At 39.6% G+C, this 22,473-nt stretch carries 14 protein-coding genes and 2 rRNA genes; 7 read left to right on the top strand and 9 right to left on the bottom strand.

Annotated elements, in window-relative coordinates:
- Positions 1–153: 153 nt before the first annotated feature.
- Complete coding sequence (pgi, locus tag AACV00_RS00210; protein WP_161679904.1) at positions 154–1,800, bottom strand: glucose-6-phosphate isomerase; 1,647 nt, start codon at positions 1,798–1,800, stop codon at positions 154–156.
- A 264-nt stretch (positions 1,801–2,064) separates the two neighbouring features.
- On the opposite strand from pgi, the gene lysC reads away from it, so the two are divergent.
- Both lysC and AACV00_RS00200 read left to right on the top strand, forming a co-directional pair.
- A complete protein-coding gene (gene lysC, locus AACV00_RS00205) occupies positions 2,065–3,435 on the top strand; it encodes a lysine-sensitive aspartokinase 3 (RefSeq protein ID WP_017628492.1) in 1,371 nt (456 codons plus the stop codon).
- 148 nt (positions 3,436–3,583) lie between these two features.
- Entirely contained in the window at positions 3,584–4,261 is a 678-nt protein-coding gene (locus tag AACV00_RS00200; RefSeq protein WP_161679906.1) for a hypothetical protein, read from the top strand.
- A gap of 71 nt (positions 4,262–4,332) precedes the next feature.
- Here AACV00_RS00200 and AACV00_RS00195 read toward each other — a convergent pair whose 3' ends face one another.
- Together AACV00_RS00195 and metH are read right to left on the bottom strand one after the other, a co-directional pair.
- The gene (locus tag AACV00_RS00195; protein WP_004249153.1) at positions 4,333–4,911 is read right to left on the bottom strand and encodes a hypothetical protein; all 579 of its coding nucleotides are present in this window, start codon (positions 4,909–4,911) and stop codon (positions 4,333–4,335) included.
- A gap of 133 nt (positions 4,912–5,044) precedes the next feature.
- Positions 5,045–8,716: a methionine synthase gene (metH, locus tag AACV00_RS00190; RefSeq protein ID WP_161679910.1), complete on the bottom strand. Its 3,672-nt coding sequence runs from the start codon at positions 8,714–8,716 to the stop codon at positions 5,045–5,047.
- A gap of 262 nt (positions 8,717–8,978) precedes the next feature.
- Here metH and iclR point away from each other — a divergent pair, with 262 nt between their 5' ends.
- The 3 genes from iclR to AACV00_RS00175 all read left to right on the top strand — a co-directional run bounded on the left by iclR (position 8,979) and on the right by AACV00_RS00175 (position 12,696).
- Complete coding sequence (iclR, locus tag AACV00_RS00185) at positions 8,979–9,815, top strand: glyoxylate bypass operon transcriptional repressor IclR (RefSeq protein WP_004245921.1); 837 nt, start codon at positions 8,979–8,981, stop codon at positions 9,813–9,815.
- 304 nt (positions 9,816–10,119) lie between these two features.
- Positions 10,120–11,976, top strand: coding sequence for a phosphogluconate dehydratase (gene edd / locus AACV00_RS00180; RefSeq protein WP_004249150.1), 1,857 nt, complete (start codon positions 10,120–10,122; stop codon positions 11,974–11,976).
- A gap of 78 nt (positions 11,977–12,054) precedes the next feature.
- The gene (locus AACV00_RS00175) at positions 12,055–12,696 is read left to right on the top strand and encodes a bifunctional 4-hydroxy-2-oxoglutarate aldolase/2-dehydro-3-deoxy-phosphogluconate aldolase (RefSeq protein WP_004245923.1); all 642 of its coding nucleotides are present in this window, start codon (positions 12,055–12,057) and stop codon (positions 12,694–12,696) included.
- 72 nt (positions 12,697–12,768) lie between these two features.
- On the opposite strand, the gene aceK is transcribed toward AACV00_RS00175, so the two are convergent.
- The 3 genes from aceK to aceB all read right to left on the bottom strand — a co-directional run bounded on the left by aceK (position 12,769) and on the right by aceB (position 17,534).
- Positions 12,769–14,487 (bottom strand): bifunctional isocitrate dehydrogenase kinase/phosphatase, encoded by a 1,719-nt coding sequence (gene aceK, locus AACV00_RS00170; RefSeq protein ID WP_104459548.1) that lies wholly within the window; start codon positions 14,485–14,487, stop codon positions 12,769–12,771.
- 71 nt (positions 14,488–14,558) lie between these two features.
- Positions 14,559–15,866, bottom strand: coding sequence for an isocitrate lyase (gene aceA, locus AACV00_RS00165; RefSeq protein WP_004245925.1), 1,308 nt, complete (start codon positions 15,864–15,866; stop codon positions 14,559–14,561).
- A 75-nt stretch (positions 15,867–15,941) separates the two neighbouring features.
- The gene (gene aceB, locus AACV00_RS00160) at positions 15,942–17,534 is read right to left on the bottom strand and encodes a malate synthase A (protein WP_049197717.1); all 1,593 of its coding nucleotides are present in this window, start codon (positions 17,532–17,534) and stop codon (positions 15,942–15,944) included.
- A gap of 341 nt (positions 17,535–17,875) precedes the next feature.
- On the opposite strand from aceB, the gene metA reads away from it, so the two are divergent.
- Complete coding sequence (metA, locus tag AACV00_RS00155; RefSeq protein ID WP_004245927.1) at positions 17,876–18,805, top strand: homoserine O-acetyltransferase MetA; 930 nt, start codon at positions 17,876–17,878, stop codon at positions 18,803–18,805.
- A 56-nt stretch (positions 18,806–18,861) separates the two neighbouring features.
- Here the strand turns inward: metA and AACV00_RS00150 are convergent, their stop codons facing one another.
- Positions 18,862–19,965 (bottom strand): glycerol dehydrogenase, encoded by a 1,104-nt coding sequence (locus AACV00_RS00150; protein WP_004245929.1) that lies wholly within the window; start codon positions 19,963–19,965, stop codon positions 18,862–18,864.
- 359 nt (positions 19,966–20,324) lie between these two features.
- On the opposite strand from AACV00_RS00150, the gene idi reads away from it, so the two are divergent.
- A complete protein-coding gene (gene idi, locus AACV00_RS00145) occupies positions 20,325–20,870 on the top strand; it encodes an isopentenyl-diphosphate Delta-isomerase (protein ID WP_161679908.1) in 546 nt (181 codons plus the stop codon).
- Between the two features lie 122 nt (positions 20,871–20,992).
- On the opposite strand, the gene rrf is transcribed toward idi, so the two are convergent.
- Together rrf and AACV00_RS00135 are read right to left on the bottom strand one after the other, a co-directional pair.
- A 5S ribosomal RNA gene (rrf, locus tag AACV00_RS00140) occupies positions 20,993–21,108 on the bottom strand.
- A gap of 204 nt (positions 21,109–21,312) precedes the next feature.
- Positions 21,313–22,473, bottom strand: a 23S ribosomal RNA gene (locus AACV00_RS00135); the annotation flags it as partial.

Below are 22,473 nucleotides of genomic sequence, written 5' to 3'. Positions count from 1 at the left end.
AGCGATAGGAAGTTAAAAGCTGATAACATTTCGTATAAATAATCTAAAAAAACGTTAAAAGATAATCAGAATTCACTCAAATTGAGAAAAAACAAAGGAGGTCACCATCAACCTCCTTGGTTATAAGCGCTTAATCACACTTAATTTATTCTCTTAACGCCATGCTTTGTAACGATTAATTAAATTATTTGTTGAACTATCATGACTGTTAACACTTTCCTTACCTTTTAACTCAGGCAATATGCGATTAGCTAATTGTTTGCCCAACTCAACGCCCCATTGGTCAAAGGTGAAGATATTGAAAATTACACCTTGTACAAAGATTTTATGTTCATACATCGCAATTAACGCGCCTAATGAATAGGGAGTGATCTCTTTTAAAAGAATGGAGTTGGTGGGACGATTCCCTTCAAACACTTTAAATGGTGCCACATACCCCATGGTTGCAGGATCTTTTCCTGCTGAGGCAAACTCTGCATCGACTTGCTCACGAGTTTTACCAAATGCCAATGCTTCGGTTTGTGCAAAGAAGTTCGACATTAGTTTTGCATGATGATCAGATAATGGATTATGGCTGATCGCTGGTGCAATAAAATCACAAGGGATCAGTTTGGTTCCTTGATGAATTAATTGATAAAACGCATGCTGGCCATTAGTTCCCGGCTCTCCCCAAATAATAGGTCCGGTTTGGTAACTGACTTTGTTTCCATCACGGTCGATATATTTACCATTGGATTCCATATTACCTTGTTGGAAGTAAGCAGCAAAACGGTGCATATATTGATCGTATGGCAGAATCGCTTCAGTTTCGGTACCAAAAAAATTGTTATACCAAATGCCAATAAGCGCCAATATCATCGGAATATTATTTTCGGCTTCAGTGGTGCTAAAGTGATTATCCATAGCATGAGCACCAGACAATAACTGCTCAAAGTTGTCATAACCAATAGATAATACAATGGACAAACCAATTGCTGACCATAATGAGTAGCGGCCACCAACCCAATCCCAAAACTCAAACATATTTGCGGTATCAATACCAAATTTTTCTACTTCAGCACTATTAGTTGATAACGCAACAAAGTGTTTCGCAACAAAAGCACTCTCTTTAGCCGCAGATAAGAACCAATCTCTTGCAGAGTGTGCATTAGTCATGGTTTCTTGTGTGGTAAAGGTTTTTGAAGCAATCAAGAATAGCGTTGTTTCTGGATCGCATTTCTTCAAGGTTTCAGCAATATGTGTGCCATCAACATTAGAAACAAAATGCATGGTCAAGTGGTTTTTATAAGGGCGCAGTGCTTCTGTCACCATATACGGGCCTAAATCAGAGCCACCAATACCGATATTGACTACATCAGTAATCGCTTTACCTGTGTAACCTTTCCATTCACCACTAATCACACGCTCACTAAATACTTTCATTTTATGCAATACGGCATTGACTTCTGGCATCACATCTTTGCCATCGACCATAACCGGTGTATTGCTACGATTACGTAATGCAGTGTGGAGTACCGCACGATCTTCCGTACAGTTGATTTTTTCACCGCTAAACATGCTCTTTATCGCACCAGCAACATCACACTCTTTAGCCAGAGTCTGTAATTTATCTAATGTTTCTTGGGTGATACGGTTTTTTGAAAAATCGACTAGAATTTGGTCTGAAAACGTTCTTGAAAAGGTGTTAAAGCGTGATGGATCTTGAGAGAACAGTGTTTTCATTTCTGTATCTTTCATCACGGCAAAATGGTCTTCTAATGCCTTCCAAGCTAAGGTATGAGTTGGGTTTACATTTTTCATTCACAATACTCTCTTAAGATTACAATCCGATACTCTCAGATTGTAGCCTGTCATTTAATAGTTACGGTCAATTCTTTCTTATTTGATGATATTCGTCAAAACCATTCAACAAATCTAGTATTAATTACTTACATAGGCAAAACCGATAATCTTTGAGTGATTATTAATTAAATTGATTATCCTTCACTCTTGATTGACTCTTTTGGCAATAACCGATATTCCTAACTGTGTTTAACATCTCACTGGGACTAAAGGAATACAACAATGAAAGATAATACTGCAACACCTTCATCACCTTTTACTATCGCCAAATTTGGTGGCACTAGCGTGGCAAATTTTGCGGCGATGGAAAAGTGTGCAGATATTATCTTAAAACAGAAATCAGTCCGTGTGGTGGTTCTTTCTGCTTCAGCGGGGATCACCAATTTGCTTATCGAACTTGCGACAGGTGTTGACGCAACACAACGAGCCGCTTTATTGGCTCAAGTTCGTGATATTGAATACGCCATCATCAATCAACTATCACAAGCAGAAATTATTTCTCAAGAAATAAACCGCTTATTGGAAAATATTGAAATGCTGTCAGAAGCGGCAGCCTTGGCAACTTCTGATGCGTTAACCGATGAGTTAGTCAGCCACGGTGAATTGATGTCAACGTTATTGTTTGTTGAACTGTTACGTGAAAAAGGAATAAGTGCAGATTGGTTTGATGTCAGAAAAGTAATGAAAACCAACGATCTGTTTTGTCATGCTGAGCCAGATATGGCGCAATTAACTGAGTTAACACAAAGTTTAATTCAGCCCCGCTTAACAGAAACCGTGATTGTTACCCAAGGTTTTATCGGACAAGAGCCTAAAGGAAAAACCACCACCTTAGGACGTGGCGGAAGTGATTATACTGCGGCACTGATTGGTGAAGCATTAGGGATGTCACGTGTCGATATTTGGACTGATGTGCCTGGTATTTATAGCACTGATCCAAGAATAGTCCCGCAAGCACATCGTATTGATCATATTGCCTTTGATGAAGCGGCTGAAATGGCAACCTTTGGTGCTAAAATTCTCCATCCCGCAACGTTATTACCTGCAGTGCGTAGTGGTATTCCTGTGTTTGTCGGCTCAAGCAAAGCACCAGAAGAAGGTGGCACATTGGTTTGTGCACAAACTGATAATCCTCCTGTGTTTCGTGCCATTGCACTACGTAGAAACCAGACACTACTTACCCTGCATAGTTTGAAAATGCTTCATGCCCGTGGCTTTTTGGCAGAAATATTTACCATTTTATCACGCCACCATATTTCGGTTGATGTGATAACCACATCAGAAGTCAGTATTGCTTTAACATTGGATACCACAGGTACCACTAGCTCATCAGGCAGTCTGTTAACTAATGCTTTATTAACAGAATTATCCGCATTATGTCGCGTTGAAGTAGAAGAAGATCTGGCATTGGTCGCTATCATTGGTAATTCACTATCGCAAGTAAATGGCTTAGGAAGCCAAATTTTTGGCACTTTAGAGGATTATAATATTAGAATGATAAGTCATGGTGCGAGTACCCATAACTTATGTTTATTAGTGGATGGCAAAGATGCAGATAATATTGTCAGAAAACTACACGATACGTTATTTTAAATAATGAATAGTTACATTCTAAAGGGAGCCAATGCTCTCTTTAGATTTTTTAAACCACACTTATGAAGTATATTTGCAATCTAATATCTCGTTAAAAAGATAATATTAATATTATTATTATTATTATTATTATTTTTTAAGGAAATTTATGAGTATTGCATCCTCTTATGATATTTGTCACATTGTTAAAAATAAAGTAAAAAATAAATTAGATCTATTTTTACATACAAATAAATATTTAAATCAGCTACGAAGTGAAATAGTGTCACTAAAAAACTCTAACAATACTCCTGACAGTTTAAATATAAATAAACAACCATTGATAGGAAAAGGACTTAGTGAAATAGAAAAAAATATTGAATTTATTGATAGGATACTTGATCAGGAAAATAAAAATCTACAACAATATAAAAGAGATTTGAATTCATTCAAGACAAAACACCTACTGTATCCTTCTTCCCAAAAGGATATTACAAATATGAATAAAACATTATTATCTAATATTTCAAACAAGATAAGTAATATAAAGGATATAAAGGATATAAAGGATGATTTAATAAAACAGCGTACTGAATTAAATAATCGTAGATCATTATCTAAAATCACCACAATAGATTTTTTATATTACGTTGAACATAAACCATTTTATATAAAAAAGGAAAATATATCTTTCAGTGAAATTGATATTCAATGCATTCACAACATGAAGAAAATATATGACAACATATGGTTTAAAAATGTAGAAGATAATTTAAAATCAAAATTATATTCTGATATTATCAAAAAAATAGATAAAGAAAAACCATCAAATAAAGTAGTTACGTAAAGTATTAATCATTATTCTCTAATTGTTAGTCATCTTAAGTAGGCTCCTTATAAAAAGCCTACTTTCATCGTTTAATATACCCGATAACCACCATATTTTTTAGCAAATTGATTAAATTTACCAAAATCAATCAACGCGATTTCTAACGAGCGATATGCAATATGAGACATCTTAGCCACTTGTTCCACAAATACATGGTTATCTTCAAGAAGCTTAGCTGTAAGTGCTGAGGCAATAATCTCACACTCTTTCGGTGTCACAATCCAACCATCATTTGTAGCAAACTTATAAATTGGAATACACCCTTCTTTTTCACTCTCTTTAGCTAACAATGCCTCTTCTTCTTGCATAGCTTGCTTAAATAGTGTGATCTCTTCTTCTAGGGGGGCTGGATGTGTAGGAATATGATGATAAATATAGTCACCAATTTCTTCCATGCGCGCCGGTGTCATTTCAGCCTTAAGCCAAATCTTATCAAACATTTTTTCATCTAATAATGCATCTGTATCCAAATTCCCTGTTAATTGCATCAGATTTAAAAACGCATTAATGATAACTTCATTTAATGGGTAATTTCCTTTGGCTAAAGAAGGAAAAGGAACTTTAGTGCCAACTGTTGGGGTTTGCTGAAGATACAAAGTATAACTCATCATCATGTCCTTTTTTCTGATACAGGCTTACAGCTTATACATCTTTAATGGGAACTGCGAGAGAAAATAACAAGGGGATATGATTATCACCTTGTTATTTATTACATTATTACAATCTTCAGATACCGTTTAATTAAGGCTCATAGCCTAAATTAGGGGCTAACCAACGTTCCACTTCACTCATACTCATACCACGACGTTTGGCGTAATCTTCCACCTGATCTTTTTGAATTTGAGCGACGGCAAAATATTTACTTTCAGGATGACTAAAATACCAACCCGATACCGAAGCCCCCGGCCACATCGCATAAGCATCAGTAAGCTTCATACCAATACGATTTTCTACATTTAACAGTTGCCAAATTTTTGCTTTTTCCGTGTGCTCTGGGCAAGCCGGATATCCCGGTGCAGGTCGTGTTCCTTGATATTTTTCTCTAATCAACTCGTCATTAGAGAGCGCTTCGTCAGGACTGTACCCCCAAATTTTGATTCTCACTTGTTGATGCAAATATTCGGCAAAAGCTTCTGCAAGACGATCGGATAGCGCTTTTATCATAATTTTATTGTAATCATCATGAGCATTATCATACTCATTAGCGAGTGCATCTTCTTCTAGACCGCCGGTAACTGCAAAAGCACCAAAATAGTCAGCAAGACCACTATCCACAGGGGCAATAAAGTCTGCCAAGCAATAGTTAGGGTACTCTTTTTTTTCTGTTTGTTGGCGTAAATGACAACAACGTAATAGCTCATGCTGTCGCGTTTCATCTTGGTAAATAATAATGTCATCACCAAGGCGATTAGCAGGGAATAAACCAACGATACCTTTCGGAGTCAGTAATTTTTCACGACTGAGTTTATCCAACATGGTATTCGCATCTGCAAAAACGCGTCTTGCCTCTTCTCCGACAACCTCATCTTCTAATATACGTGGATATTTCCCCGCCAATGACCAAGTCATAAAGAAAGGTGTCCAGTCGATATACTTACGTAAAGTTTCAATATTGGCTGTAACTTGTTGTACCCCTAATTGGTTCGGCTTAGGTGGCGTATAGTGTTGCCAGTCAAGCTGCAATGCATTGGCACGAGCTGTCGCTAAGGAAACGGGAGGCGTACGCGGTTTTTTTCTCGCATACTGCTGACGTACCACTTCATATTCATGGCGTGTTTTAGCGACAAAATCAGCCTTTTGTGTGGCCGATAATAATGCAGCGACCACCCCGACCGTTCTTGACGCATTCTGCACATAAACGGTTGGGTGGCTGTAATTAGGTTCAATTTTTACTGCCGTGTGCGCTTTCGATGTTGTCGCACCACCAATCATTAAAGGAAGAGAAAAACCGCGTCTTTCCATCTCCTTAGCAACATTCACCATCTCATCCAGTGATGGAGTGATCAATCCAGACAATCCAATAATATCAACATTTTCGTCAATGGCTGTTTGCAAGATTTTATCGCAAGGTACCATGACCCCCAGATCGATAATTTCATAGTTATTACATTGCAACACCACTCCGACAATATTTTTGCCAATGTCGTGAACATCTCCCTTTACTGTCGCCAGTAACACTTTTCCTGCCGAGCTGCCTGCTTTTTTTGTCGCTTGAATATAAGGTTCAAGGTAAGCTACGGCCTGTTTCATCACCCGTGCCGATTTTACTACTTGGGGTAAAAACATTTTACCTTCACCAAACAGATCGCCCACTGTGTTCATGCCATTCATTAATGGCCCTTCTATCACTTCGATAGGACTCGAAGCTTGTTGGCGGCACGCTTCTGTATCTTCAATGATAAATTCGGTGATCCCTTTCACTAACGCGTACTCTAGGCGCTTTTCGACCTCCCATTGTCGCCATTGCGCAAGCGTAGAGTGCTGTTCCTCACTTTTAGTACCACGATAACGCTCTGCGAGTGCCAGTAAATTATCAGTACTCTCTGCATGGCGATTTAAAATAACATCCTCTACCGCATTACGTAGTTCATCCGCTAATGAGTCATAAATAGCGAGTTGCCCAGCATTGACAATCCCCATATCCATACCATTTTTTACAGCGTAATAGAGAAAAACGGAGTGGATAGCTTCCCGAACGGGATCATTGCCCCGAAAAGAGAATGACACATTAGAAACACCGCCAGAAATTAAAGCATAAGGCAGTTGAGATTTAATATCCGCACAAACTTCTATAAAATCAACTGCATAATTATTATGTTCAGCAATACCCGTTGCTACAGCAAAAATATTGGGATCAAAAATAATATCTTCTGGTGGAAATCCGGCTTTTTCAGTTAATAGATAATACGCACGCCGACAAATTTCTATTTTTCGCTCTCGAGTATCTGCTTGCCCTATTTCATCAAACGCCATCACGACAACCGCAGCACCATACTTACGAACTAATTTTGCATGCTCAATAAAAAGGGCTTCCCCTTCTTTCATCGAAATCGAATTGACTATTCCCTTACCCTGAATACATTTCAATCCTTCCTCAATGACTTGCCATTTTGACGAGTCAATCATAATCGGGACTTTGGCAATATCGGGTTCACCCGCAATAAGATTAAGAAAACGTGTCATTGCTTCTATCGCATCTAACATGCCTTCATCCATATTGATATCGATGATTTGAGCACCGTTTTCAACTTGCTGACGAGCAACATCAAGGGCTTCTTGGTAATTACCTTCTTTTATTAAACGTTTAAATTTAGCCGAACCCGTCACATTCGTTCGTTCCCCTACATTGACGAACAGTGAATTATCATCAATGACCAAAGGCTCAAGACCTGAGAGTCGACAGGCTTTTTTAATGACGGGTAATGTTCTAGGTGCTATGCCATCAACCGCTTGAGCAATAGCCTGAATATGGGCAGGGGTTGTGCCACAACAACCACCGACAATATTAAGAAACCCAGCTTGCGCCCATTCCTTGATTTGTTCCGCCATCTCGTTGGCATCTAAATCATATCCACCAAAGGCATTAGGTAAGCCAGCATTAGGGTGAGCACTGACATAAGTTTCTGATATTTGAGAGAGAGTTTGAATATATTGGCGTAATTCTTTTGGCCCTAGCGCACAATTTAAACCAAATGATAACGCGTCGGCATGACGTAGTGAGTGATAAAAGGCTTCTGTGGTTTGCCCTGTTAATGTTCTACCTGACGCATCAGTGATAGTCCCTGAGATCATCACCGGTAATTCAATATTAAGATTATCAAACTCACATTTAATCGCAAAAATAGCCGCTTTAGCATTTAGGGTGTCAAAAATGGTTTCCACCATAATTAAATCCACCCCTCCTTTAATGAGTCCGCAGATCGCCTCTCGATAAGCCATCACTAATGTATCAAATGAGATATTACGAAATGCGGGATCGTTAACATCCGGAGAAATGGATGCTGTTCTATTGGTTGGCCCTAATACCCCTGCAACATAACGTGGTTTATCTGGCGTTAATGCACTCCATTTATCAGCACAGGCTCTGGCAAGTTTAGCAGCCTCTTCATTCAATTCTGCACATAACCCTTCCATCTGATAATCAGCCATGGCAATAGAGGTTGCATTAAAGGTGTTTGTTTCTACGATATCTGCACCGGCTTCAAAATAAGCATTATGAATTTCAGTAATGATCTGCGGCTGCGTCAAGACTAAAAGGTCATTATTCCCTTTAACATCACATTGCCAATGGGCAAAACGTTCACCTCGGTAATCTTCTTCTGCCAGCTGATATTGCTGGATCATGGTTCCCATTGCGCCATCAAGGACTAAGATCCGTTTGGCTAATGCTTGCGTAAGCTGCTGAGTTATCATGGTCACATTGCTTCCTCTACCAAAGAATATTGTGTTGTTGTTATTTTCGTTATATAGCAAGTTCGTTGTTTTTTATCCTATCATATCTCTTTGCAAAGATTCCTAAGAGGAATATGAGAGATTTTCACCTAACCATAACCCGATAACATCAATATTTGTTTTCATATGCTTTGTTTTGAAAAATATACAGATCAGAGGAGTTTTATTACGTTATATAGGTCATAATAGAGGATAATATGGACAGTATTTCTGGAGTGTAAGTATGACCGTCTCCCCTACCAATAAAAAAGCTCGTAAGCCAAAAACACCCGCAACTCAAAGTACTGCACAAGGTGGCCCCGTTCAGTCATTAAGCCGTGGCTTAACATTATTGGAATATATTTCCGAATCTCCAGGCGGTATTGCTTTAACTGATTTAGCTTTTCAAGCAGGACTACCCAATTCCACTACTCACCGCTTACTTACTACTTTGCAACAACATGGTTTTGTACGCCAAGTGGGTGATTTAGGTTTATGGGTAGTGGGCACTCATGCCTTTATTGTCGGTAGTAGCTTTCTGCAAACCCGTAACCTACTGGTTATGGTGCACCCTATATTGCGTCAATTAATGGAAGATTCAGGCGAAACCGTTAATTTGGCTATTCTTGATCAAGTTGAATTTGATGCGGTGATTGTCGACCAAGTACAATGTAATGCATTAATGAGAATGTCTGCCCCAATTGGCGGCAAGTTGCCAATGCATGCATCTGGTGCAGGTAAAGCATTTCTATCCACTTTACCGGAAAATAAGTTACTCCCCCTTTTACAGAAAAAAGGTCTGATGGCCTATACCCCTTATACCAAAACCTTACCTTCCGCATTAAAAGAGAATTTAGAACAAGCTCGTAAACAAGGCTTCTCTTTTGATGATGAAGAGCATGCATTAGGTTTGCGTTGTATTGGCGCTTGTATCTATGATGAACACCACCAGCCTTTTGCCGCTATTTCACTCTCTGGCCCCGTATCTAGAATGACAGATTCACGCATTACGGAATTAGGTGCACTGGTGATAAAAGCCGCTAAGCAGATCAGCCGTGAATATGGTGGTGTAAAAAGTTAATCCAGCTAGGCCTTTCTATTTATTTATGTACAAATTAGGAAGGCTTCTCCTTAAATAAAACGATTCAGCTTATGCAAAAATCGTTTTTTTCATTTTTAGCCGTTAAATATTAAAAAACTGTTACTTATCATCTTAAAAAATTGATATCGATCACAGATGTTGTTTAAGCTTGGTTTAAGAGTATTGCAACTGAGCTTGTTACCCGTAACAATGTTACCGGTAACAAGTTATTGCTAAGCGCTTATATTTTTTCTTATAGCAATAAGTAATGCCGTCACCCTGTGTGAATAAAGGAAGCACTATTATGAACCCGAAAAATCATGACCAGTTTCAGAACAACTTCGCCGCATTAAACGAAACCGTACAACAAGTGACTGAACGTATTGTTGCTCGCTCACAAATAACTCGTCGCGCTTATCTGAAAAAAATTGAAGCTGCTAAAAGCCAAACCGTACACCGTGCCCAGTTAGCTTGCGGTAATTTGGCTCATGGTTTTGCCGCCTGTCAAAGTGAAGATAAAAATTTACTTAAGAATATGGTTCATAATGATATCGCCATCATTACTGCGTATAACGATATGTTATCCGCTCATAAACCTTATGAAGATTATCCACAAAAAATTAAAGCGGCATTGCATACTGTTGGCGCTGTAGGTCAAGTCGCTGGTGGTGTGCCTGCGATGTGTGATGGTGTGACACAAGGGCAAGATGGAATGGAGCTATCACTGCTAAGTCGCGATGTTATTGCCATGTCTGCAGCTGTAGGGTTATCTCATAATATGTTTGATGGCGCCCTTTATTTAGGGATCTGCGATAAAATCGTTCCAGGGCTTACTATGGCAGCACTGTCATTCGGTCATCTGCCTGCAATTTTTGTCCCTGCAGGTCCAATGACCAGTGGTTTACCCAATAAAGAAAAGGTGCGTATTCGCCAACTGTATGCAGAAGGCAAGGTCGATCGTAATGCTTTATTAGAAGCAGAAGCAGCCTCTTACCATAGTATGGGAACTTGTACTTTTTATGGTACAGCAAACTCCAATCAAATGGTGATGGAGGCAATGGGCTTACATTTACCTGGCTCCTCTTTTGTTCACCCAGACACTCCATTACGTGAAGCATTAACAGAAGCGGCAGCAAAACAAATTGTACGCTTAACAGAAAACTCGGGGAATTATTTACCTATTGGTCAATTAGTTGACGAAAAGGTGATTGTTAACGGTATTATTGTGCTGTTAGCCACAGGTGGCTCAACAAATCTCACCATGCATTTAGTGGCAATGGCACGGGCGGCGGGCATTATGATTAATTGGGATGATTTTTCTCAATTATCACAAGTTGTGCCATTAATTGCTCGTATTTATCCTAATGGTCCGGCAGATATTAACCAATTCCAAGCGGCAGGTGGTCTTGCTCTTATTATTCGTGAATTACTGAAAAAAGGCTTAATTCATCGCGATGTCAATACGGTGGCAGGATTTGGTATTGAACGCTATACCTTAGAGCCGTGGCTAAATGAAGGTAAACTTGATTGGCGTGAAGGTGCAATACAATCTTTAGATAAAGATGTGATTGCCGATATCAATACACCATTCTCTTCACACGGCGGAACACAGGTGATGGAAGGTAATTTAGGTCGAGCAGTGATGAAAACGTCGGCGGTGCCTGATGAAAATAAAATTATTGAAGCACCTGCTGTTGTGTTTAATAGCCAACATGATATTGCCGCTAAATTTAGCGCCGGTGAATTGAATAAAGATTGTGTAGTCGTTGTGCGTTATCAAGGTCCCCAAGCCAATGGGATGCCAGAATTACATAAACTCATGCCTCCTTTAGGGGTATTGATGGATAAAGGCTATAAAGTGGCATTAGTCACAGATGGTCGTCTTTCTGGTGCATCAGGTAAAGTTCCTGCCGCTATTCATGTAACACCAGAGGCGGTAAACGGTGGACTATTAGCAAAAGTACAAGATGGTGACATTATTCGTGTTAATGGCAAAACAGGTGAATTAACACTCTTAGTTGATGAACAAACCTTAGAAGCTCGCCAAACTGAAATACCTGATCTCAGCGCAAACAATAGCGGTTGCGGTCGTGAGTTGTTCGTTAATTTACGTCGCCATTTATCAGGTGCTGAACAAGGTGCTTGCTGTATTGATTTTTAATACATAAAGTTTTCATTGCCTAATGAGGAGCAAGCCTATTTATTTGCTCTTCATTATTTCTGATTAGGAAAGATAAAGATGAATCATTGGAATACAAGTGCAGAGTCTGTACTAAAATCAGGGCCCGTTGTTCCTGTTATTGTTATTAATCATATTGAAGAAGCTGTACCTGTCGCAAAAGCGTTAGTCGCCGGTGGCGTAAAAGTTTTAGAAGTGACACTACGTACAGACTGCGCTATTGAAGCTATTCGTCGCATTGCTAAAGAAGTACCAGAAGCCATTGTTGGTGCAGGGACAGTGATCAACCCTCAACAATTAGCCCAAGTCACAGAAGCGGGTGCACAATTTGCCATTAGCCCAGGCTTAACCGATGCGCTATTAAAAGCTGCGGTAGCAGGCTCTATTCCTCTTATCCCTGGTATCTCGACTGTTTCTGAATTAATGCTCGGTATGAGTTACGGTTTAAATGAATTTAAGTTTTTCCCAGCAGAAGCTAATGGTGGCGTTAAAGCATTAAAAGCAATTGCAGGACCATTCTCACAAGTACGTTTCTGCCCAACCGGCGGTATTTCGCCAGAAAACTACCGTAACTACCTTGCACTGGAAAGTGTACTTTGTATCGGTGGCTCTTGGTTAGTTCCAAGTGATGCTGTGAAAGCAGGAGATTATCAACGTATTACTGAGCTAGCAAAAGAAGCTGTTGCTGGCGCTCAACATTAATTTAATGCTTTAATTATTACCCAATAAAGATAGGTATATCATTCGATTATCTATCTTTATTACTCTGTTTTATTAACAGATATCGTTATCAATAAAACGTTTACTTTGTGGATAGGCGTAAACATCTTCAATATACCCTTGTTTAATTCTTTGCTGCTGTTGTTGCCAGTATTCAGGTGAAAGAAGATCACGATGTTGAGCTTCAAAATAATGACATACTTGCTTATCACAACATAAAAAGTAACGAAACTCTTCAGGAAAAACATCATTTTCAGCAACGCTATACCAAGGCTCACTGGCCAGTTCATCTTCAGGATAGCGGGCGGGAGGAATGGCACGGAAATTCATATCTGTCATATAACTTATTTCATCATAATCATAAAAAATAACTCGATGATGACGTGTCACGCCAAAATTCTTAAATAACATATCACCAGGAAAAATATTTGCGGCAATCAACTCTTTAAGTGCTTGGCCATAATCTTCAACCACGGCTTTTAACTGTTTATCGTCACACTGCTCCATATAGATATTAAGTGGCGTCATACGGCGTTCCATATACAGATGGCTGATCAGTAACTTATCACCTAGATCTTCTAATTTGTTGGGGATCTCCTGTTCTAAGATCGCCATTAAGTCGTTACTGATCCGCTTTTTATCAATAACAAAGTTCTCAAACTCTTGCGTATCCGCCATTCGCCCAACACGATCATGTTCTTTCACCAAGCGATAGCACTCTTTGACACGCTCTGCGGTCATTGTTTTTTGTGGCGCAAACCTATCTTTGATCACTTTAAACACTCTATCGTAAGTAGGCAGTGTGAAAACGAGCATCACCATTCCTTTTACCCCCGGAGCTTCAATAAACTGTTCCGATGAAAAATTCATAAAAGCAAGGTATTCACGGTAATATTCAGTTTTGCCATGTTTCTGACAACCAATCGACATATAGAGCTCAGCAATAGACTTTTCAGGGAGAATATCCCGTAACCATGTTACTAATGCCGCGGGAAATGGCGCATAAACCATAAAATAAGAACGAGCAAAGCCAAATACAATACTGGCTTCATCTGTTGTCGTTAAACAGGTATCAATAACTAAGTGCTGTTCAATATTATGAATAGGTAATAACAGGGGAATGAATTGATTATTTATCACTATCTTACCAATCATCCATGCCGCTTTATTACGGTAAAATAGCTCATTAGCAATGTGAAATACCGCATTTTGTAATTCCTCATGGCTAAATTGCGTATAGAGCGTTTGGCAAATAAATTGAATATCTCGCGATTTATTTTGCCACGGTAAACGCAAAGGTAGGCGCGATAAAATATCTTGCAATAATGCGGGTAAATCACTTTGTATAACAAACGTTCTTGATAAAGGGCGAGGGGCTTGCGCAAAACGATACGCAGGTTGTGATGAAAAAACGAATAAGTTTTTTTTATTAAGCTCTCGATGATGAAATAGACGACAATAGACTGAATTAAAAAAACTTTCAGCAATTTCAAAACGGGGATAGTTAGGTAATAATTGTGTGTATCGCTCTTTGACTTTTTGTAAGAAAACACTTTCTTTATCAATATCATGTCGGATACATCTAAGTTGTTCCACAACTAATCCAACATGATTATCGTATAAGCGGATGCGCTCTTTCATCGCCAATTGAATACCATGCCAATCTGCTTGCTCAAAACGATATTGAGCACCTGACGTTATCTCAAGAAAACGCCCATATTGTGCATCAAAGCCTTGTAAGATCGTTTGAGCGACTAAGTCTTCAGCTGTCATCAACTGACCTCATGAAAAAGAGGAGCATCCTGCTCCTGAATTATCACCACAAAAGTGCATCACAGTAAGGACTAGAATTGTTGCTCTTCAGTAGAGCCAGTTAATGCCGTAACAGATGACATACCACCTTGAATAATCGTCGTCACTTTATCAAAATAGCCGGTGCCCACTTCTTGTTGATGAGATGAGAAGGTGTAGCCTTTCGATAGTGCAGCAAATTCTTTTTCTTGTACCTTTTCAACATAGTGTTTCATACCTTCACCTTTAGCGTAATCATGCGCTAAATCGAACATATTGAACCACATACTATGAATACCCGCTAAAGTGATAAACTGGAATTTATACCCCATCGCAGAAAGCTCATCTTGGAAATGGGCGATCGTGCTATCGTCAAGATTCTTTTTCCAGTTAAAAGATGGAGAGCAGTTATACGCTAACATTTTACCGGGATATTTATCATGGATCGCTTCGGCAAATTTAGCCGCCATTTTCAGATCTGGCGTGGAAGTCTCACACCAAACCAAATCGGCATAAGGGGCATAAGCAAGCCCTCGACTAATGGCCTGATCAATTCCTGCATGAGTACAGAAAAAACCTTCAGCGGTACGCTCACCAGTTAAAAATGAACTATCGTAAGGATCGCAATCTGAAGTTAAGAGATCTGCCGCATCCGCATCAGTTCTGGCAACCAATAAGGTAGGAACATCCGAAACATCTGCCGCTAAACGTGCTGCCACCAGCTTTTGCACAGCCTCTTGCGTAGGTACTAAGACTTTTCCGCCCATATGACCACATTTTTTCACTGCGGCTAACTGATCTTCAAAGTGAACGCCTGCTGCACCCGCCTCAATCATTGCTTTCATTAATTCAAATGCGTTAAGTACACCACCAAAACCCGCTTCCGCATCAGCAACAATAGGAAGGAAAAAATCAATATAATCTTTATGCTGAGGGCCGATACCATTTGACCACTGAATTTGATCAGCTCGTCTAAACGTATTATTAATACGCTGAACAACATTGGGTACAGAGTCCACCGGGTATAAAGATTGATCAGGGTACATACTGGCAGCAGTATTCGCATCAGCCGCCACTTGCCAACCAGATAGATAAATGGCTTCTAATCCCGCTTTAGCTTGCTGTAATGCTTGCCCTCCCGTTAAAGCCCCCAATGCATTGACATATCCCTTCTTCGACTTACCATTTAATGATGACCAAAGCCGTTGCGCACCACGTCTTGCTAAGGTATGTTCAGGGTTAACGGAACCTCGTAATTTAATGACATCTTCTGCGCTATAAGGACGTTTGATCCCTTTCCAGCGAGGTTGTTCCCACTCTTTTTCTAATTGGGCAATCTGCTCTGATCTACTCATAGACATAAAATAACTCCTATAAATCTGGTAGTGATGATGTTTTATATTTGCAGTTTATAAATACGTTATGACGTATCTTTTTTAATTTAAAAGTTGATAACCCGGTAAAGTCAGAAAATCGACTAATTCATCTTGGGTAGTAATGTTATCCATTAAGGTTGCTGCTTCTTTAAAACGACCTTGCTCAAAGCGGGTATCACCCACTTCTTGGCGAATAACTTCCAGCTCTTCTTTCAACATGTTGCGAAAAAGCGCTTTTGTTACAATCTGTCCATCTGATAATGGTTTTTGATGACGGATCCATTGCCAAATAGAGGTTCGAGATATCTCCGCCGTGGCGGCATCTTCCATTAGCCCATAAATAGGCACACAACCATTACCTGAGATCCACGCTTCAATATATTGCACAGCAACGCGGATATTCGCTCTCATTCCTGTTGCTGTTCTTTCACCTTCACAAGGGGCCAATAACATTTCTGCGGTGATCTTTTCATTACGTTGTACATCAAGTTGGTTTGCTCGCTCTCCTAATACCGCATCAAACGCAGATAACACCGTTTCGGCTAATCCAGGGTGAGCTATCCAAGTACCATCATGGCCATTAGTTGCTTCAAGCTCTTTATCCTCAAATACCTTTTGTAAAATGACACCATTTTGCTCCGCAGAGCGACTGGGGATAAAAGCAGACATTCCTCCCATCGCAAATGCACCACGTTTATGACAAGTTTGAATAAGTAGTCGGGAATAAGCACTTAAGAAAGGTTGAGTCATAGTGATACCCTGTCTATCCGGTAACACGCGATCAGGGTAATTCTTCAACGTTTTGATATAGCTAAAGATATAATCCCAACGTCCACAATTAAGGCCCACAATATGCTCTTTCATATGGAATAAGATCTCTTCCATTTGAAATACCGCCGGTAAAGTTTCAATTAATACTGTGGCTTTAATAGTTCCGCTGGCTAAACCGAAGCGTTTTTCAGTGAAATGAAAAACATCACTCCACCATTTTGCCTCTTGCCAAGTTTGTAATTTAGGAATGTAAAAATAAGGCCCGCTGCCCTTTGCCTGTAATGTTTTATAGTTATGGTAAAAATATAAGGCAAAATCAAACAAGCACCCAGGAATAGGTTTTCCCTGCCATAGCACATGCTTCTCAGGCAAGTGTAATCCCCTGACTCGAGCAATTAACACCGCAGGCGATGCTTTTAGTTGATAGCACTTACCTTGTTCATTGGTGTAGGAAATTGTTCCTTTGACAGCATCACGTAAATTAATTTGGCCATCAATAACCTTATCCCATGTCGGGGCAAGTGAATCCTCAAAATCTGCCATAAATACTTTTACATTAGCATTTAATGCATTGATCACCATTTTACGATCTACGGGGCCTGTAATTTCGACCCGACGATCTTGCAAGTCTTTAGGAATTGGATTCACTTTCCATTCTGAGTTTATAATGGAATCTGATTCTGAAATAAAATCAGGAAGCATTCCATTATCCACTTTTTGTTTCCAAATTTCTCTTTCTGCTAATAAGGTGTCACGACGTTCTGAAAACTGACTGACCAAATCAGTCAAAAATGACTCAACATCATGATTTAATATCTCTTTTTCAGCTATCCCAAAAGGTTTGGTGAAGCTTAATGCTTCTGTAGTTAATGATTGTGACATTCTGCATTCCCCTAAAATCTTTTACACACCTGATTAAGATTAATGCAGTTTTTACAAAAATCAAAAATGAATTCCATTTTTATTTAAACATTTTTTAACAATGTGATTACACCAATGTTTTTTGGCTGAATAAAAATGGCTATTTCAAAAATAACTCGAGGGATCTTGGTTTGTTGAATGATTAAACAAACTAAAATCATGCGAAGATCACATAAAGCTCGGCTTATAACATTTACTTATATGAATATTCTTCATATACAGCATCTACACCTCGACTTTTAGATCTGAATTGGCTAAATTCAGGCTTCTAGATGTCTAGATGTTTTTTAGAGGTTATTGAGATGCCGATCAGAGTACCAGACGAACTACCCGCAGTGAGTTGTTTACGCAATGAGAATGTCTTTGTCATGACATCAAGTAGAGCGAGTATTCAAGATATTCGTCCTTTAAAAGTACTGTTACTCAATCTGATGCCCAAAAAAATAGAAACAGAAAATCAATTTCTACGGTTGCTCTCTAATAGTCCATTACAAATTGATATCCAATTATTGCGTATTGATTCTCGTGTTCCCAAAAATACACCTGTTGAGCATCTTGATACTTTTTATTGTGATTTTGCCCAAATTAAAGAACAGAATTTTGATGGCTTGATTGTAACGGGAGCACCATTAGGTTTAGTTGAATTTGAAGATGTGGCTTATTGGGAGGAAATAAAAGAAATCATTACATGGGCAAAAGAGCATGTTACTTCAACACTTTTTATTTGCTGGGCCGCTCAAGCGGGCCTAAATATTTTATATGACTTACCTAAATATACCTTAAAACAAAAAATTTCTGGGGTATATCGTCATACAACATGTGATCCTTTCGCGTTACTGACTCGTGGGTTTGATGAAACATTCTTTGCCCCTCATTCACGTTATGCTGGTTTTCCTGTTGAGTTTATTCAACAAAATACAGATTTAGAAATATTAGCAACATCAGAGCAAGCAGGGGCTTACCTATTCGCATCTAAAGATAAACGTGTTGTCTTTGCCACAGGTCACCCAGAATACGATCCCAATACATTAGCTGACGAATATCATCGTGATGTTAAAGCTGGTTTAGCACCACAACTACCTGAAAATTATTTTCCCGATAATAATCCTAATAAAAAACCTCTTGTATCTTGGCGTAGTCATGGACATTTACTCTTTGCAAATTGGCTAAATTATTATGTTTATCAAATTACACCATTTGATCTGGCACAGATGAACCCAACTTTAGATTAAAATCAAACCCCAAATTCAATTTATTTGGGGTTTGATATTTAAAAAAAATACTGAGATTATTTATAGCGATGCGCTAATGCATTCGCTGCAATCATTGCGTTGTAGACATCTTCTTCAGTCACTTTCATCGGCATATTGCCCATGGTATCACCTTCTGCACAAGCAATTTTCGCTACATTACGCCATTCACTTTCAATAAACTCTTTCATTCCCATATCTTCAAGCGTTAATGGCAATTCAGCCGCTTTGATAATACGAATAACTTCATCAATTTCTTCTTGTGGCGCATTTTCTAACACTAATTGTGTTAATAATCCAAATACCACTTTTTCACCATGTTGCACATGATGTAAGGAAGCAACTGCAGACATACCATTATTGACCGCATGAGCGGCTGCTAAACCACCTGCTTCAGCCCCCACACCACTTAAATAAATAGTCGCTTCAATAGTTTGCTCTAAAGCTTGTGTGGTAATTTTATGGCGCACAGCATCCATTGCTTTATCAATATTTTCACTCAATATTTCAAAACACAATTGTGCTAGACCTAAACCTGTACGTGATGGGCGTTGATTAACTAAATTAAGTCCATCAGCTTGATAGCAAGCACGTGCTTCAAAATAAGTGGCTAAAGCATCACCGACACCTGCAGAGAAGAAGCGTTGTGGTGCAGAAGCAATAATCGCGGTATCCGCAATCACCATATCAGGATTCTGAGGTAAGAATAAGTATTTATCAAATTCACCATTTTCTTTATAAAGAACAGAAAGTGCTGTACAAGGTGCATCTGTAGAAGCAATCGTTGGGAATAAAATAACAGGGAGGTGATGATAATAAGCAACCGCTTTAGATACGTCTAATGTTTTACCACCACCGATACCGATAATAACATTCGCTTTATTTTCAACAACAATCTTACCCAAGCGATCCACTTCAGCTTCTGTACATTCGTAATTAAATTTTTCAACGAAACCAGATAGCCCATTTTCTTTAATTGACGACAAAGCTTCTTTATTTACTTTTTCTAGGAAAAATTCATCGCTGATAATAAAAGCATTATCTCCGAAATCTTTCATATAATTACCAACAGAAGCAAGTAATTGACTACCAATAAAGAATTTTTTAGGGGATGTTACAGAGCGAGGTAATATAGAAGACATAACTAAATTCCTTTATTTAGATTTTGCTACAGTAAGTAGCAGAATTAACATTTATCTTACCCCTCATCAGAATTCGAATCTAGTAAACTCTGTAATAGATATTATCAATATATTCTATTTAGTTTAAAGAAAACAACATGTTAATAAAATAATAAATTTTATAGAATGGCAAGATAGCTTATCGTAAAGAAGATAATTTCCCTTAAAACTTCAATTAAACCTAGAAAACTAAACAACTATATTATGATGTTATCAGTAGCGTTACCCACTAATACCATTAAAGGAACAACACAATTAACCATTATTTGATATACATGCATGGTATATTCGCGTTATAACTCTCTTTTATTTTTACCAAGGTGATTTTTGTGAAAGACGCCGTGATCCTCGTTGATAAAAATGACAATGAGCTAGGAACCATGCCCAAGCTGGAGGCACATATTACTGGCGCCTTGCATAGAGCCTTTTCATTATTTATTTTCAATTCTAAGCAACAAATGTTGATCCAGCAACGAGCACTGACTAAATATCACTCTGGTGGTCTATGGGCGAATACTTGTTGTAGCCATCCTTTACCCAATGAACCTCTATCACAAGCAATACATCGGCGTTTAAATGAAGAATTAGGTATGCAGTGTGATATGCAACCTATTGGTACGATTTTATATAATGAGAAAGTCACGGATGATCTTATTGAGCATGAGTTTGATCATCTTTTTTTAGGCTTTAGTGATAAAACACCACAGTGTCATCCCGATGAAGTTATGGATCATCGTTGGATTTCATTAAACGAGCTTTATCATGATGTAGAAAAACACCCTGAAAACTATAGTGCATGGTTCTGCCAGATATTAATGGCTCTTGGTATAGAGCAGTTTACTCGATGGAGTAAAAATATTACTTAGTTGCTCTCTTATTGAAATTGATACTTAACTATAAAAAAGTGTTAGCATGACTCAAGGTAAAATACGATCTTCTAAACGCAAAAAAGCCAACCCAGTGGGTTGGCTTTTTTGTCTTATTTAATGCTTGGCAGTTCCCTACTCTCACATGGGGAGACCCCACACTACCATCGGCGCTACGGCGTTTCACTTCTGAGTTCGGCATGGGATCAGGTGGGACCACCGCGCTATGGCCGCCAAGCAGAATTCTTCAAATTCTGTAATTATTCGTCTCATCCTGAGACTCACCCCTTCGGGGCCAGTGCTCCGCACTGTTCCAGTTTGTTCCAGACAAACTGGTCTGTCTATTACTCGCTTCCTTCCTTTCGGTAAGTCGCCAGTAATTTAATCTTGAACAAGCTGACTTTATTGTTTCGTCTCTCTGACAAAACACTTTCGGTGTTGTCAGGTTAAGCCTCACGGTTCATTAGTACTGGTTAGCTCAACGTATCGCTACGCTTACACACCCAGCCTATCAACGTCTTAGTCTTAAACGTTCCTTTAGGTCGCTTAAAGCGACAGGGAAGACTCATCTCGAGGCAAGTTTCCCGCTTAGATGCTTTCAGCGGTTATCTCTTCCGCACTTAGCTACCGGGCAATGCCATTGGCATGACAACCCGAACACCAGTGGTGCGTTCACTCCGGTCCTCTCGTACTAGGAGCAACCCCTCTCAATCTTCCAACGCCCACGGCAGATAGGGACCGAACTGTCTCACGACGTTCTAAACCCAGCTCGCGTACCACTTTAAATGGCGAACAGCCATACCCTTGGGACCTACTTCAGCCCCAGGATGTGATGAGCCGACATCGAGGTGCCAAACACCGCCGTCGATATGAACTCTTGGGCGGTATCAGCCTGTTATCCCCGGAGTACCTTTTATCCGTTGAGCGATGGCCCTTCCATTCAGAACCACCGGATCACTAAGACCTACTTTCGTACCTGCTCGAGCCGTCACTCTCGCAGTCAAGCTGGCTTATGCCTTTGCACTAACCGCATGATGTCCGACCATGCTTAGCCAACCTTCGTGCTCCTCCGTTACTCTTTAGGAGGAGACCGCCCCAGTCAAACTACCCACCAGACACGGTCCCCGACCCAGTTTATGGGCCTAGGTTAGAACATCAAACGTTAAAGGGTGGTATTTCAAGGTTGGCTCCATGCAGACTGGCGTCCACACTTCAAAGCCTCCCACCTATCCTACACATCAAGGCTCAATGTTCAGTGTCAAGCTATAGTAAAGGTTCACGGGGTCTTTCCGTCTTGCCGCGGGTACACTGCATCTTCACAGCGAGTTCAATTTCACTGAGTCTCGGGTGGAGACAGCCTGGCCATCATTACGCCATTCGTGCAGGTCGGAACTTACCCGACAAGGAATTTCGCTACCTTAGGACCGTTATAGTTACGGCCGCCGTTTACTGGGGCTTCGATCAGGAGCTTCGCTTGCGCTAACCCCATCAATTAACCTTCCAGCACCGGGCAGGCGTCACACCGTATACGTCCACTTTCGTGTTTGCACAGTGCTGTGTTTTTAATAAACAGTTGCAGCCAGCTGGTATCTTCGACTGGCTT

This window comes from Proteus sp. G3927 (assembly GCF_963894685.1).
In the GTDB taxonomy this organism is placed as follows: domain Bacteria; phylum Pseudomonadota; class Gammaproteobacteria; order Enterobacterales; family Enterobacteriaceae; genus Proteus; species Proteus mirabilis.
Note: the sequence above shows the minus strand (reverse complement) of the source record. Positions and strands in the feature narration are given on the sequence as shown.

Bases quoted from the DNA above. Each gene is read 5' to 3' on its own strand.
- pgi (WP_161679904.1), bottom strand. From the start codon at position 1,800: ATGAAAAATGTAAACCCAACTCATACCTTAGCTTGGAAGGCATTAGAA.
- lysC (WP_017628492.1), top strand. From the start codon at position 2,065: ATGAAAGATAATACTGCAACACCTTCATCACCTTTTACTATCGCCAAA.
- AACV00_RS00200 (WP_161679906.1), top strand. From the start codon at position 3,584: ATGAGTATTGCATCCTCTTATGATATTTGTCACATTGTTAAAAATAAA.
- AACV00_RS00195 (WP_004249153.1), bottom strand. From the start codon at position 4,911: ATGAGTTATACTTTGTATCTTCAGCAAACCCCAACAGTTGGCACTAAA.
- metH (WP_161679910.1), bottom strand. From the start codon at position 8,716: ATGATAACTCAGCAGCTTACGCAAGCATTAGCCAAACGGATCTTAGTC.
- iclR (WP_004245921.1), top strand. From the start codon at position 8,979: ATGACCGTCTCCCCTACCAATAAAAAAGCTCGTAAGCCAAAAACACCC.
- edd (WP_004249150.1), top strand. From the start codon at position 10,120: ATGAACCCGAAAAATCATGACCAGTTTCAGAACAACTTCGCCGCATTA.
- AACV00_RS00175 (WP_004245923.1), top strand. From the start codon at position 12,055: ATGAATCATTGGAATACAAGTGCAGAGTCTGTACTAAAATCAGGGCCC.
- aceK (WP_104459548.1), bottom strand. From the start codon at position 14,487: ATGACAGCTGAAGACTTAGTCGCTCAAACGATCTTACAAGGCTTTGAT.
- aceA (WP_004245925.1), bottom strand. From the start codon at position 15,866: ATGTCTATGAGTAGATCAGAGCAGATTGCCCAATTAGAAAAAGAGTGG.
- aceB (WP_049197717.1), bottom strand. From the start codon at position 17,534: ATGTCACAATCATTAACTACAGAAGCATTAAGCTTCACCAAACCTTTT.
- metA (WP_004245927.1), top strand. From the start codon at position 17,876: ATGCCGATCAGAGTACCAGACGAACTACCCGCAGTGAGTTGTTTACGC.
- AACV00_RS00150 (WP_004245929.1), bottom strand. From the start codon at position 19,965: ATGTCTTCTATATTACCTCGCTCTGTAACATCCCCTAAAAAATTCTTT.